General features: G+C 48.8%; 12 protein-coding genes. 4 read left to right on the top strand and 8 right to left on the bottom strand.

The features are described 5' to 3' along the window. Window positions 1-12: 12 nt before the first annotated feature. Window positions 13-1527, bottom strand: a complete 1515-nt coding sequence (locus A8708_RS17865; RefSeq protein ID WP_068665845.1) for a sensor histidine kinase — start codon at window positions 1525-1527, stop codon at window positions 13-15. Continuing rightward, complete coding sequence (locus tag A8708_RS17860) at window positions 1524-2207, bottom strand: response regulator transcription factor (protein ID WP_068665843.1); 684 nt, start codon at window positions 2205-2207, stop codon at window positions 1524-1526. Before A8708_RS17860 ends, A8708_RS17865 begins: the two co-directional genes overlap by 4 nt. Window positions 2208-2419: 212 nt before the next feature. Here A8708_RS17860 and A8708_RS17855 point away from each other — a divergent pair, with 212 nt between their 5' ends. The 4 genes from A8708_RS17855 to A8708_RS35880 all read left to right on the top strand — a co-directional run bounded on the left by A8708_RS17855 (window position 2420) and on the right by A8708_RS35880 (window position 6469). Next, window positions 2420-3349, top strand: coding sequence for an FAD:protein FMN transferase (locus A8708_RS17855; protein ID WP_068665841.1), 930 nt, complete (start codon window positions 2420-2422; stop codon window positions 3347-3349). 566 nt (window positions 3350-3915) lie between these two features. Then, window positions 3916-4266, top strand: a complete 351-nt coding sequence (locus tag A8708_RS17850) for a hypothetical protein (protein ID WP_068665839.1) — start codon at window positions 3916-3918, stop codon at window positions 4264-4266. 374 nt (window positions 4267-4640) lie between these two features. After that, on the top strand, window positions 4641-5900 hold the full coding sequence (locus tag A8708_RS17845) for a BaiN/RdsA family NAD(P)/FAD-dependent oxidoreductase (RefSeq protein ID WP_068665837.1): 1260 nt from the start codon (window positions 4641-4643) through the stop codon (window positions 5898-5900). Window positions 5901-6310: 410 nt separating this feature from the next. Next, window positions 6311-6469: a hypothetical protein gene (locus tag A8708_RS35880; protein WP_167355901.1), complete on the top strand. Its 159-nt coding sequence runs from the start codon at window positions 6311-6313 to the stop codon at window positions 6467-6469. A gap of 73 nt (window positions 6470-6542) precedes the next feature. Here the strand turns inward: A8708_RS35880 and A8708_RS17840 are convergent, their stop codons facing one another. The 6 genes from A8708_RS17840 to A8708_RS17815 form a co-directional block, all read right to left on the bottom strand. After that, window positions 6543-7898, bottom strand: coding sequence for a dicarboxylate/amino acid:cation symporter (locus A8708_RS17840; protein WP_068665835.1), 1356 nt, complete (start codon window positions 7896-7898; stop codon window positions 6543-6545). Window positions 7899-8084: 186 nt separating this feature from the next. After that, on the bottom strand, window positions 8085-8933 hold the full coding sequence (locus tag A8708_RS17835) for a carbohydrate ABC transporter permease (RefSeq protein WP_239696751.1): 849 nt from the start codon (window positions 8931-8933) through the stop codon (window positions 8085-8087). A gap of 5 nt (window positions 8934-8938) precedes the next feature. Then, window positions 8939-9853: a carbohydrate ABC transporter permease gene (locus tag A8708_RS17830; RefSeq protein WP_068665833.1), complete on the bottom strand. Its 915-nt coding sequence runs from the start codon at window positions 9851-9853 to the stop codon at window positions 8939-8941. A gap of 81 nt (window positions 9854-9934) precedes the next feature. Continuing rightward, a complete protein-coding gene (locus A8708_RS17825; RefSeq protein WP_068665832.1) occupies window positions 9935-11284 on the bottom strand; it encodes an ABC transporter substrate-binding protein in 1350 nt (449 codons plus the stop codon). Between the two features lie 27 nt (window positions 11285-11311). Then, window positions 11312-12481, bottom strand: coding sequence for an acyl-CoA dehydrogenase family protein (locus A8708_RS17820; protein WP_068665831.1), 1170 nt, complete (start codon window positions 12479-12481; stop codon window positions 11312-11314). 146 nt (window positions 12482-12627) lie between these two features. Continuing rightward, on the bottom strand, window positions 12628-14187 hold the full coding sequence (locus A8708_RS17815) for a response regulator transcription factor (protein ID WP_068665830.1): 1560 nt from the start codon (window positions 14185-14187) through the stop codon (window positions 12628-12630).

Raw genomic sequence — 14187 nt, 5'->3', positions numbered from 1 at the left:
TCTTCTACCTACCTATCGCGGCAGCCGCACGATAAACGCGCTTCCCTCGCCAACGCTGCTCTCCACATGGATGGTTCCGCCATGCAGCTCCACGATGGAGCGCGTTATCGACAGGCCTAAGCCCGCTCCGCCGCTGCGTCTTGCCCGCGAGGAGTCGATGCGGTAAAACCGATCAAACAAATGCGCGATATGTTCTGGCGCAATCCCAGGACCATTATCGCGTACCGCAATCTCAACGCCTGCATCCTTTTTCGTAAGTGAGACTCGCACCTCACCTGTCTCCGGATGTGTATGCTGGACCGCATTATGGAACAAATTGAGAATAACTTGCTTGATTTTGTCCGGGTCACACTGACACTGTGCCTCTGGCTCCAAGAGGAAGGTGACCTCCCTCTCCCCTGCAAGCAGACGCAGCTGATGCTCCATTTCATGAAGCACATCTTCCATGTCCACCTCCGTCTTCTGGAAAGACGGCGTTCGGTCCAACCGTGCCAGCAGCAGCAGGTCTTCTACTAATTTGTTAATGCGGACGGATTCGCCATGCATGCTTTTCAACGCTTTCAACAGCGGTTCGGGCTGTTGATACGCTCCTCGCAGCAGCACCTCCAGGAAGCCATGAATGGAGGTCAACGGCGTGCGAAGCTCATGCGAAGCATCCGCAGCAAAACGCCGCATCTGCTCTTTCGCTTCCTTTTCCGCCTCAAACGAAAATTCCAAGCGCTCCAACATACTATTGAAGGAAGTTGCCAAGCGATCCATCTCCGCCTGCCCTTGATGGTCAGGAAACCGTTCATTCAAGTTACCCGAGTCAATGCTTTTTACCGTATCGACCAAATTAGACAGGGGCACAAGTGTCCGCCGCAGCACAGGCAGGAAGCCTAGCAACCCGATGACCATCGCCAGCATGGATAGAAACAAGAACGTAAGCAGCTGCCTTAGAAGAACATCCTTAATCGGTGCTGTGTTAGTGCTTGCTTGAATGAGCGCTTGAAAGCCGCGGGGACGATCCGGTTCCCCTCCCCCGATTTGATGAAAAACAACTAATTGCTCGTTGCCTTTGCTGTCTTTCATGATCAGGTGATCCTGTTTCTTCGTGCGTTTTTGCAGGATTCTCATATACTCTTCCTTGTCCAGCTCCAACGTCGACTGTTCATCCTGGGAGGAAACGAGTTTGTAGGCACCTTTATCATCAATGAGGGCAATGGTTAAATCCGGGACGAAAATCCGCGGACCTTCACCGAAATTATCCTGCCGATTGTTGCGCATGAAATCCTGCCTAGGCAAGAAAGGGCTCGTCCCCTTATCTCCCCCCAACTCAGCCCGAATCCACACGTTTGGCGGCAGCGCTGCAAGCTGATTGCGAATCGTCTCTGCTTTATTTTGAAACATAAACTGCTGCATGAACACATATTGAAACACGCCGATTAACAGCAAGAGTGCTGACATGACCAGTAAGGTGCGAGATAAAATTTGAAACTTTAAGGATCTCGTCTCAAAGACAGCCGCGAACCAAGCGCGCGTCTTCATGTCAAATCCATCCGATACCCCGCGCCGCGAATGGTGCGAATCAACTTGTGCTCCTTGTCTCCTAACTTGTCACGCAGGGAACGTATGTACACTTCCACAATATTTTCCTCACCGCCAAAATCATACCCCCACACTTTATCCAGAATCATCGTCTTACTCAGCACGAGCCCGTGATTGATGGCCATAAATTTCAGCAATTCGTATTCCGTTGGCGACAGCTCTAGAATCCGATCATGCATGCTGATTTCTTTGCGGCGATCGTCCATGCGAAGCGGCCCAATAATGACTTCTCCGAACAAGTTTGGAAAATGGTTTCGAATCCGAGCATAAATCCGCGCCAGCAGCTCCTCAAAGCTGAACGGTTTGATCATGTAATCGTCGGCTCCGAGCGTTAGCCCCTTCACCCGATCATCGATTTCATCTTTGGCAGTCAGCATAATAACCGCGACATTGTCCGTCTTTTTGATCATGCGACACACTTCGAAACCATCCATGCCTGGCATCATAACATCCAGAATCGCAATATGCGGCTGAAATTTATTGCAAGCTGTAATCGCACTGATACCATCCTGCGCCGTCATCACTTCAAAACCTTCGTTCGTTAAACCTAGTTCAAGAAATTCTAAGATATGCGGTTCGTCATCGACGAGTAATATTTTGATCCCTTTTAATTGGCGCATCTGCAATCGTCTCCCCCGAGAAATTCATTCGTACACGACTTCTACAGTTAGTATCCCATATCCTGCCTAAAAGCAATCTGAGCAGCGGCTGAATGCTAGCTGAAAGTTAGCATCTTCAGCTATTTTTCAGCAAATGGTCAATTCCATCTCAGCTATCCCTCATATACTGATCTCATACAAAGTATGGATCCGACAGAAAAGAGGAATTTCTGATGACAATGCCAACAAACGCGTTCCTCCCTTTTCACTTTCAAACCATGGACTCGGCAATTGAACTTCTTCTTCCCCTGGGTGAGCAGCAACAACAGCTGCGCATTCATGAGATCGGCAACGAATGGTTCGGGCGCGAAGAGAGGCGATTCAGCCACAGACACCCGGACAGTGAAATTAACCTTTTAAATACATTAGCTGGCGAAAGTTGCCTTGTATCCAACGCGATGCTAGAGGTGCTCTTCCTTGCAGAAATGTACCAAGCCCTCACAGACGGTAACTATACACCTCTTCTATATAAAGGAGAAACAACACTAACACACTCGCCTGCTCCTGCAACGCAATGTTGGCGGGTAAATCCGACAACCAAATCCGTTATGCTTCCCGAGCATACCACTATTCATTTGCAAGGACTCGACAAAAGCTGGTCGCTGAAACGGTTAACGGACTATTTGAAGAAAACCTTATCGATTTCGCGGGGGCGCTTGCTGTCTCAGGGCGATGTAACCGTATGGGGACCATCTAGCGCCGAGCAGGAGCCATGGATGATCGGGATCCAAAATCCGTGGAACGAAGACACCAAGTTAGGTGCGATTGTGATGCCAGAGGGAGCTCTGTCTACGTACAGTCCCTTCGAAGATTACAAAGATGGGGACTCCAGCAGCGATGTACTGCAGTGTACCGTCGCTGGTCAGGATCTCGTGGCCTGCCATGTATGGGCACGCTTGTTAGGCTCACTTGGCCTAGAGGCTGGCCTGTCCCTTCTCGCCAAACGCAGTGACACTTGCGAAGCCATCGTGCTTACCAAACAGAATGAGCTTCACTACTTCGGACGGGAAACTTCCCTCAGACATCGTTGGTTAGATCTCCACGTGGATCATTATCATTTTAGGGATGAGCAAGGTAAGGGGGATGTTGATAGTTTTAACTAAAAATTTGTATCGAGGCTCGTTTGTGGATGAAATTAGGAAAATACGCAGGTTATCCACAATCCACCTGCGATTATCCACAAACTGATGGCCGGTTATCCACGAAAAGGGCTGTTTTATCAACAAGTTATCCACGTCTTGTGTGTATCTTGCGTTCATCGCACATCGCGGTGATCGGATTTCGGAGTTTATAAAGTCAGACATCTCTTCATTATTAGTATTACATCTCTATTCTCTCCTGTTAATTGGGCTCTTGCTTACTCATGGGGGTCTTTTTTTTGTCTCAATAACTAACTTCTTAAATTGCCAAAAGAGATTGTTGTGAATTTCTTTTCAGTTTTTGTCGCTACCTCCTGAATTAATTCGACTAATGTTGCAAGGTAACAGCCGCCGCTTGTATCCAGTTGTGCGTTTATTGATTCTCCCCCCGATTCTGTTAATCTGTGAATTCATGAAGCTGAGCAAAGAGTCTGACCATCCCAAAGCAAATATATATTTATAATATTAAAGAAATACAGTACATTAAATAAGCACTTTCCATTATTTAACTGATAAAAGAGAGGTAGCAAATGAGTAAAACAATGAAAACTTTAATGATTTTGATATTAGTATTGCTGTTAATAATCTTATTGCCTATCCTTTCTTATAAACTGTACGGCCATTTAAGCTATAAATTAGATAAAAAGAAGGGGAAAACGGCCGTTGAAGAATATTTCAATAAATTGAAATGCTCTTACACAATTGAAGATATTTACGAATATCATATTGGTTCATGGATCGCTGGCTATACAAATGGCGTTTTTTATGAAGTAAAAGGTTGTGACGGAGAACAGTATCGAGTTTTTTTAAATACTGGAACGAGGGATTTAATACTAAACGGCCCAAACAATTCAGCTACAGTAATAAAAAAAATAAAATAGGGGGTTGGCTGGTATTTAGCACTTTGGAATCGGGCTCTCCCCTATTATTTAAATGGTAAGTAAGAGGATGGTAATCAGAGGTATGAAGATAACAATAGTAGGATTAATGTCAATTATTATTGGTGCAGTAACCTGGGCTACTCGACCAAATGGACCAGATTTCTCTGGATTACCACAAGCTATAGTGGGAATATCTCTAATTGGGATTGGCTTGATACTCTTAGTGATAGCATTTATTCGGTGGATTATTAACTATAAATAATCAAAGTGTACAGAAAGGCAGGCCGCTTCGATTGCTGAGGGCGGCGATAGGAGTGCTTCTATATTCCTCTAATTAATGATACAATTTGCAAAAATGAGTCAAGGAGTTTGGTATGGCATACGATGTAATTGTAATTGGCGGCGGTTCCGCTGGCCTCATGGCTAGTATTGCTGCAAGCAGGGACGGCGCAAATGTGCTGCTCGTCGATAAAGGAGATAAGCTGGGGCGCAAGCTCGGCATTTCGGGTGGCGGCAGATGTAACGTGACGAACAACAAAGACATGGATGAATTAATCAAGCACATCCCCGGCAACGGGCGCTTCCTTTATAGTGCATTCACCCATTTTGGGAATAAGGATATTATTGCATTCTTTGAAAACCTCGGCATCCATCTCAAAGAAGAGGACAACGGTCGGATGTTTCCCATCAGCGACAAGGCCAAAACCGTCGTCGACGCGTTGATCGGCCAAGTACGGCGCCAGGGTGTGGAGATTCGGACCAACAGTCCGGTCAAAAAGGTCTTGTATGCAGACGGCGCCGTAAGCGGCGTTCAGCTGCAGGGCGGAGAGACCATCACCAGCCGCGCTGTGATCGTCGCCTCCGGCGGATGCTCCGTGCCGCATACCGGCTCCACCGGAGACGGGTATGCGTGGGCTGAGGCCGGCGGGCACACGATCACGCCGCTGTTTCCGACCGAGGTTCCGCTAACCTCGAAGGAGCCCTTCATCCGCAGCCGCGAGCTGCAAGGACTCTCCTTGCGCGACGTGACGCTCAGCGTGCTGAACGCGAAGGGGAAGCCGATCATCGCGCATCGCGGTGATATGCTGTTCACCCACTTCGGCCTGTCTGGGCCGATCGCGCTGCGCTGCAGCCAGTTCGTCGTGAAGGAACTGAACAAATCCGAGCGCAAAGAAGTGCTCGTTACGGTCGATTTCTTCCCTGAGCAGAGCACCGACGAGGTGTACAGCCAGAGCATGGCGCTCGCGAAGAGCGACGCGAAGAAAGCGATCAAAAACGTGCTAAAGCCCCTGCTCTCCGAGCGACTCATTCCGCTGCTGCTTGCGAAGTCGGAGCTGGATGAGCAATTGACTTATGACAACATTCCGAAGCAGAGATGGTTGGACTTGTGCAAGCTGATGAAAGCCTTCCCTGTTATCGTCAAGGGGACGCTATCTTTGGAAGAAGCGTTCGTAACCGGCGGCGGCATTCAGCTCAAAGAAGTGGACCCGAGCACGATGCAGTCGAAGCTGGTTCAAGGACTCTACTTCTGTGGGGAAATCCTCGATATCCACGGATACACGGGTGGGTATAACATCACGGCAGCATTCTCCACAGGCTATATGGCGGGGACGCATGCGGCGATGCAGGACTAGGTGTACTCCTAGTACTCCTAACTCCTACTGAACCCCCCACTTCCTGACGCACTCTCTCTTGAACTTCATTAACTGGAAAAACTACAGCTATTTCATTCAAGAAACGCCAGTTATCTAGAATAACTGGATTTCCTCCAGCTAATTATGCATATCATCGTCGAAATGGACGAATGATGCGGAATTAGCTGGAGTTTTTCCATTTAAATGGAGATATCGAGTAAAATCAGCCCGTTTAACTGTAGATTTTCCATCTAATGATGCTGGCCCCCCCCCTAGGGGAGCTAGAACATGCACTAGAAAGTGCAACTAGAATGTGCAAAAATGTCGAGGTCCCCGGTGATTCATTCTCCACCCGCACGGGTATTACTTGGTATAGAGATCACCCATACCATTCAAGGGAGCTGAACACAATGGAGCCTACAAAAAGCGTAGACATTGAGCAGAAGCGAATTGAGCAAAAATACGACAAGGGACTCGTCGCATCAACCTTTATCAAATATGCAGCATACATCATTATCATTTTCGGACTGCTGTATTTCTTGGTTCGCTATGTATTTCCGCGGCTGTAGTACCTATATCCAAACAAACCAAAAAGACGAACACGCACCCAAGGTGCTGTTCGTCTTTCTTCATGTCTATGGATTAAGCAGTTGCTAATTCCAATTCTTCTTCCTCGTCACGATCGAACGCAGCGCGGTCGAATTCGCCTTCGGATTCTGCTACAAGCAATGCTGTTACAGTTGTTCCAGTTGCATTTACTGCTGTACGACCCATGTCGATCAATGCTTCTACGCCTAATACTAGACCCATACCTTCAAGCGGCAAGCCAAGTGCAGTCAATACAACCGTTGTCGAAATGGATGCAGGACCTGGTACACCAGCTACCCCGATGGAGGAGATGACAGCTACTAGAATCAACAATAGATACTCAGAGATACCAAGTGGAAGATTATATACTTTGGCTACGAAAATCGCTACAACCGCCGGCCAAACCCCGCCGCATCCGTTGAAGTTCATCGTCGCCCCAAGCGGTGCCACGAAGCTTGCGATACGCGGTGATACGCGAAGGCGTTTCGTGATAACTTCCAAGTTCACAGGAAGTGTTGCATAGCTGCTACGTGTTGTAAAGGCAACAGCAATCGTTGGATACGCCTTTTTGAAGAATTTGATCGGATTCACTTTCGCAACCAACAGTACAAGACCACCGAATACCAAGACGAAGTGGATGATCAATGCCACGTAGGAAGTCAGAATGATTTTAGCTAATGGCTCTAACGTTTCCCAACCATATTTAGCTGCCATCGCCGCGATCAACGCATACACCCCATAAGGTGTCAAACGAATTACGTACTTAACAACTTGATGCATAACAGCCGCAGCTGAGGAAATGAACGCCTTCACAGATGCTACAGCCTCAGGTTTCTTGGAACCTACGGATACGATCGCTACAGCTACGAAAATCGCGAAGATGAGAACCGGTACAACTTTACCACTCGCCATGTCGCTAATTGGATTGGATGGTACGAGATCCAAGATAACTTGGGAGAACGTTGGAATTTCTTTGGCTTTAAAATCCTTCGGAACTGCTTGTGCGATGCCATTACCTGGATCAATCGCTAATGCTACAAGTAGACCGATCAAAGCTGCGATTCCCGTTGTAAGTAGGAACCAACCAATCGTTTTGAAACCTAATTTACGAAGTTGAGCCATGTTGGACAACGACGAAATACTATTAATAACAAGAATAAATACCAGTGGCATAACTAGCATCTTAATCAGGTTGACGTAAATCGTTCCGATCGTGCTAACACTCTTGAATTGCAGACCTGCCTGATTGAAAATAACCCCTGCGATGATACCAAGTCCCAAACCGATGAATACGCGGTTCCCGAAACTAACTTTCTTTCTACCCAAAAAATAGATAAAACCAATCACGACTAATGAGACAACTAAACTGACCCAGTTAGTCTGAAATGCGCTTACTAAGTTGTTTTGCATGATCGACATCTCCTAATCCCTATAAGATAACTCGGTTTAATTGTGATAAATATATGACAACTCACATTAGCTGTCAATGGTATCAATTTCCAATTATCACGAAAAACCGAACATTCCCTCTATTTATACGAGGGTCGATTCGGTTTTAGATCTTTATCCATGAAATTTCGCATACATCCATCCAGCTTATCCTTTCAACCCCGTCGTACTGATCCCCTCAACCATATACTTCTGAAAGAAGGCGAATACGAGCAGTATGGGGATAAGCGACAGGACTGACATGGCGAATAAGGCTCCCCAATCGGTTTGCATCGTAGGGTCTGAGAAGTTTTTGAGGGCTAACGCCACCGTAGCGAGCTTCGGTGAATTGAGGTATAGCAAGGGGCTGAAGAAATCGTCCCATGTCCAATAGAATTTAAAGATCGATACCGTAATAATTGGAGATACCAGCAGCGGAAGAAGGATTCGTATTAGAATTCCGAAAACGCCGCACCCATCGATTTTGCCCGACTCATCTAACTCCTTCGGTATGCCACGCATGAATTGAATAAGCAGGAAAATGAAGAAGGCCCCGCCGAAAAAAGAGGGAATGATTAACGGTTTGAACGTATTGATCCACCCTAACTTCTGAAACAGGATATATTGCGGAATTGTTAGGACCTCATGCGGCAGCATCATCGTTGTCATCATGCATGCGAACCAAATGGCAGCTCCGCGAAACCGAATCCGAGCAAATCCATAAGCGGTCAAGAGGGATGAAAGGACAGCTCCGATGACGGAGAAGAACGTGATGATGATGGAGTTTTTGAAAAAAACAACGAATGAGATTCCTGCGAATCCTTTGATCCCGTTCGTGTAATTGGCGAATTTGAATTGGGATGGAATCAGTTGATGCGCATGAATGAAGATCTCGCTAGTATCTTTCAGAGAGCTGGACACCATCCATAACAGTGGGTACATCATGCCTAGAGCAAAGATGGATGTGAAGGCATACCTGAGAACTGTGTACACGTGTTTACCTCGTTTCATCAGCATGTGGCTTACTCCCCTCTCGTTTCATAGTGCACCCAATTGCGGGATGTGGCGAACAGCGCAGCGGTGAAACAAGCGATCACGGTAAGCAGCACCCAGGACATGGCTGACCCGTAGCCCATCTCGTAATAACGGAATGATTTCTCATACACATATAGGGCATAGAACAACGTTTTATCGAAAGGTCCTCCGCCCGTAACGAGCATCCCCTCTGTAAATACTTTAAAGCCGTTAATAATCCCCATCACTAGATTAAAAAAAATAACGGGCGTTAATAAGGGCAGGGTAATCCAGCGGAATCGCTGCCACGTTCCTGCTCCATCCACAGTTACTGCCTCATACAGCTCCTTCGGTACCTGTTTGAGCCCCGCTAGAAAGATGAGCATGGCCGAACCGAACTGCCATAGGGCAAGCAAAATAAGCGAGACTATCGCTGTTGAGGGATGCGTAATCCATGAGGTTTGAAAAGCATGACCGGTTACCGCTGTCAGCAGCGAATTCACCGCGCCCTGAGCGCCGAACAATTGACGCCACATCACCGCAACGGCGACACTTCCGCCAATCAGCGTTGGCAAATAAAAGGCCGATCGGAACAGGGCAGGAAACTTTAAGTTTGTGTTTAACAGCAGCGCCACAGCGAGCGCGAACAACAACCGTAGCGGAACAGCAATAAACACGAACAGGAGTGTCGCTGTCACCGATTTCCAATACCGCGGATCCTCCGTGAACATTTCCTTGAAATTACGAAGCCCCACCCATTCAGGCGGTGATAAGATATCATACTGGGTAAATGCGAGCGCAAGCGAAACGATCATCGGTGCGACGGAAAACAGGATGAATCCAATCAGCCATGGCGAAATGAACGCGTAACCCGCAGCATTGTTATAATCCCGCAGCTTCCTTCTTCGCGCAGGTTGCACCATATTACTTTCCCCCTTCTTCTGTACAAAGCGAAAACGCAGGGAGTACGTTAGCTCCCCCGCGCTTCTCTCCACTGTTCATTGTTACTTCCCTTTTGCCAGAATCGCATTCGCTTCTTTACGGAATCGCTTTGCGCCTTCTTCTGGCGTTGTTTTCTCAAACAGGATTTCGTCACTGATGTTTTTGTACACCTTATTCACTTCCGCACCAGCCGCAGGCTCCGGAGCATCAATAGTTGAGGCCGTTTTCTCAACATTCGTTAGGTAGGTAACGACGCGCTTCTGTGTCTCTGTGAACGTATCTTGGATACCTTGAATGACCTTAGGATTATACGGCATACCGAAGTAGGCATTCAGTGATTTGGCTGCATCAATGTTATTCGTGTAGAAATCTATGAAGAGCGCCGCCTCTTTCGGATGCTTGGAAGATTTGGAAATGGAATGGAAGAAGGACGGTTTAATATACATGCCTTTGCCATCGCCCGGATACGGTGCTAACCCGACATCCTTCTTCAATTGTTTCTCCATGATATCGACATGATTGCTCCAATATGCGAAGCCGCCGAATGCAGTCTGCCCCTTCGTGAAAGTGCCATCCTCCAAGCTCTTCACCTCAAGCTCTGTGCCAAGCGGTGTAACGAGCCCATCCTTTTGCCAACGAAGCTGCTGCTTGAAGAAATCGATGAAGAGCTGATCGTCCTCATATCCAAGCGCATCTTGCCCCTTGCTGAAAAGCGACTTATTATGCTGGCGAAGCCAGACACTGAAGTGCGATTGGGTCAGGTGCGTGTCGCCGAAAATACCGAGCTTGTCTTTGAACGTACGCAAATCCTTCTCATATTGCTCCCACGTATAGTTATCCCCTGGCGGTTTGACGCCAGCTTTCTCAAGCAGCTCCGGGTTGTAGAACATAACCAGTGCATTATTGCCAATGTTGATGCCATATTGCTTATCGTTGAAACGACCACCCGCGTTATGTATCGGGTTGACGCCATCAAGATTAATCGTTTTGTCCTTCAGGTAGTCATCAAGGGGCAATAGTAAGTTTTTGTTAACGAAATTCGTAATTTTGGAGTAGTCCATCCTGATCACATCGGGCAAATTATTTGAAGCCGCAAGCACGCTCATTTTGTCCCAATAGGCATCGCCAGCATAATATTCCGCCTCGACTTTAATATTCGGATACGCCTTCTGGAACAATTGCACAACGGCATTATTCCGGTCTACCGTCAGCTGCGAGCCTGCCCAATAGGTCATGCGCAAGGTAACCGGATCTTTAGAAACCGTTGCCTGCGTAGCCCCAGCCGTTGCCGCAGTTGCGGCAGCCGTTGTGGCAGCAGGAGCACTAGAACTGCTAGAGCCACCGTTGGCGCAGCCTGCTAAGGCTACTACAGCAGTCAAAGCGAATGTTAAACCTGTTATTTTTCGAGTCATCGTCGGAATCCCCATCCTTTTATAAAATTATTTACAGTCGTTCAATGCCTGTTGGGCTAGCCCACTTATCACAGAATCGTCCATTGGCGGATTGTGCAGCCCTGCCCGTACATCGCGGTACATGCGTTCCAGTGGCAGCGCACGGGATAAACTCGCAGCACCGACAATGCGCATCGCGGTATCCACAATGGAGATGGCCTGGTTGGTGGCCACATATTTGGCCAATCCAAGCTCTGGCTTGAGGGATGCTCGCTGCTCTGGCTCTCGGTCCCAGCGGTCTGCAACAGCATACAGCAGGGTCCGTGCCGTCATCAGCGAAACTTCCATTTCGCCGATTTGACGCCTGATATTCGGCAGATCTGCAATCGGCCCGGGTAAGCTGTTCGGCCGATGATTCAGCGCGAAACGGATCGCAAAATCCCTGGCAGCATGGGCAATCCCAATATAACAAGCAGGTATATGCAGCAGCCATCCCCCAGCATCGGGCAACCTCTCCTTGCGTGGTGATCCCGAACGGCTCACTAGCTTCTCATCTGGCACGAATACGTTCTCCAGCACGACGTCATGACTCCCTGTCGCACGCATGCCTAAGGTATTCCATGTTTCTTCCACACGAACCCCTGGCCCGGTATGCACGAAAAACTCGCCGGTTTCCTCTGTCCCTTCTATCGCCGCCGAAACCGTAAAGCACGTGAGAATAGGGCTTAGTGTGCTATACGTCTTACGCCCGCTCAGCAGCCACCCCTTATCCGTGGCAACTGCCTTCGTCTCCGGTCTTCCACCACGGCTTGGGCTCCCTGTTGCCCGCTCCGACGCCAAGTGATTAATCAACGTCCCATTGGTGGCCGATTCTCTACAAAACCATGCAAACAGCGCCTCTGGCCAAGCATGCGTAGTACGAAGTTGCAACAATTGCCCGACGTGCCAGCCAACAGCCAGTGCCGTCGATCCGTCGCCGCGTGCTAGTCGCTCCTGTGCAAGCACAAGCTCGTAAAGGCTTGCCTCTTCTCCGCCATATATCCGGGGCAGTGTCAGCCGCAAATAGCCTGCATCATGTAGATCCGCGAAATTGGCAAAGGGGAAACTGCCCTCTGCGTCATGCTGAGCTGACCGTTCTGCGAAATGCGCAGCCAATCGATCCGATCGGTCCGCAATCTCTTCTTCGCGTTGATTCCGAATCCATCCGTCCTTCGCCATCTCCTTCTCCCTCTCTTTTTACGTAAAAACATATGTGAATACTATGAATTAAAATGAGTATATACCTGATCTCGTCAAACCCATATAGAAAAATCCGATACTTTTTTTGTGAAAATCCGAGAGAAATCAACGTACACTAACGTAAACTAGTGATCCCTCTCTGTGAGGCTCTTTCTATATTCAAGCGGCGAATAGCCTGTATACTTTTTGAATACGTTGCCGAAATACTGTTGATCGCCGCCAAAGCCAGAACGTGCAGCGATTTCATACATTTTGCTTTCCGTCTCCGTGGCAATCAATTTCTTCGAGGTCTCAATTCGCTGGCGCGTCAAATATTGCGAGAATTTCTCGCCTGTCTCCTTGCGGAACAAACGCCCCAAATACTCCGCGTTCATAAACATATGTTGTTGTGACAACCATTGCAGCGACAAGTCCTCGCTGGCTAAGTGGTAGGCAATCAGCCTCTTCATGCGCAGCACAATGGCTGTTCCTTTATTTCGCTGCGTCTCGCCGAAGCGTTCTCCCCATTGCTCCATTTCGGATGCAACGTAAGTTTCAATATCACCCAGTGTAGGCAGGCTCAGCAATTTGGCTATCTTCCCTTGCAGCTCCTCCACAGGGACTTCCTTGAACAATATGGTCAACAGTTGCAAGCATAAACTGAGTGACGTGTGACGTTCGTTGCGGGCAGCGGCAAGCGATTGGAAGAAAACTGCCAATTCGTAGCGCGCCCCCTCCATGTCCCCCATACGCAGTGCGGCTGCGATTAATTCCCCACTTGCCGCTTCAGGCACAGCGTTCCTTGCCCGCTGCGGCTCAACAAGCTCTCGCGTTGCTATGCCGCCTGCGCCAAGATAAAAAGCCAAAGCCGCATAGGACTGCACATCGTGGTATAGCTGCGATAGCTCATCTACTGATCCCGCATCGCTGACCGCCATTGTGAGCTGCAAGCCTGGGCAGCGGCTTTGAAGCTCATCGCGCAGCCGAGATCCCGCTGCCACGGCTTCCGCAAGCCCCGCATCTGCCACGGCCGCAAGCAGCCGATTCCCCGCTACTGCGCTTAGCCCCAGCGGCCGGCCAGGCCCGCTCTGCGCTGCGGCGATTTCACGAACGCGCAGCTCCTGGCACGCGGTGATCTTCTCCCACTGCACGAAGATGAGGCGAAGCCTCGTCTGGCGTTGCAGCTGCAGCGTTAGCCGCAGACGCTCAGCAGCGTCCTCGGCTAGAGGCTCCTCCAGCAGTAGCGCGAGCAGCGGCTCGCGTTCTGACGCTCTTGACTCGTCCGCTTTACGAGCGGCAACGATCAGCTGGTCACGGCGACGTGTTTCGTCCAATTCACGGACGAGTTCGCCCAATGCTCTACCAATCTCTTGCTCGTCGCACGGCTTGAGCAGATAATGTTTCACGCCCATGCTCATCGCCCCTACAGCAAGATCGAATTCATCATAACCTGACAGCACCGCGAATCGCGCCTCGGGCTGTTGCTCTTTCGTCCGACGGATGAGTTCCAAACCATCCAGACGTGGCATTTTAATATCGGTCAGAATGATATCCGGTCTCAACGCCTCGATTTGCTCCCATGCTTGAAGCCCATCTGCCGCTGTCCCAATCAACTGGAGTCCAAGCCCCTCCCAGTCCACTGTTCTGGCAATGGCCTCCCGAATAATTCTTTCATCATCTACTAATAAAATTCTGTAAGTACTCAT

Origin of the sequence: Paenibacillus oryzisoli (assembly GCF_001653565.1) — a bacterium.
Lineage (GTDB): Bacteria > Bacillota > Bacilli > Paenibacillales > NBRC-103111 > Paenibacillus_E > Paenibacillus_E oryzisoli.
The sequence above is the reverse complement of the archived record's forward strand: the minus strand, read 5'-3'. Positions and strand labels throughout refer to the sequence as shown.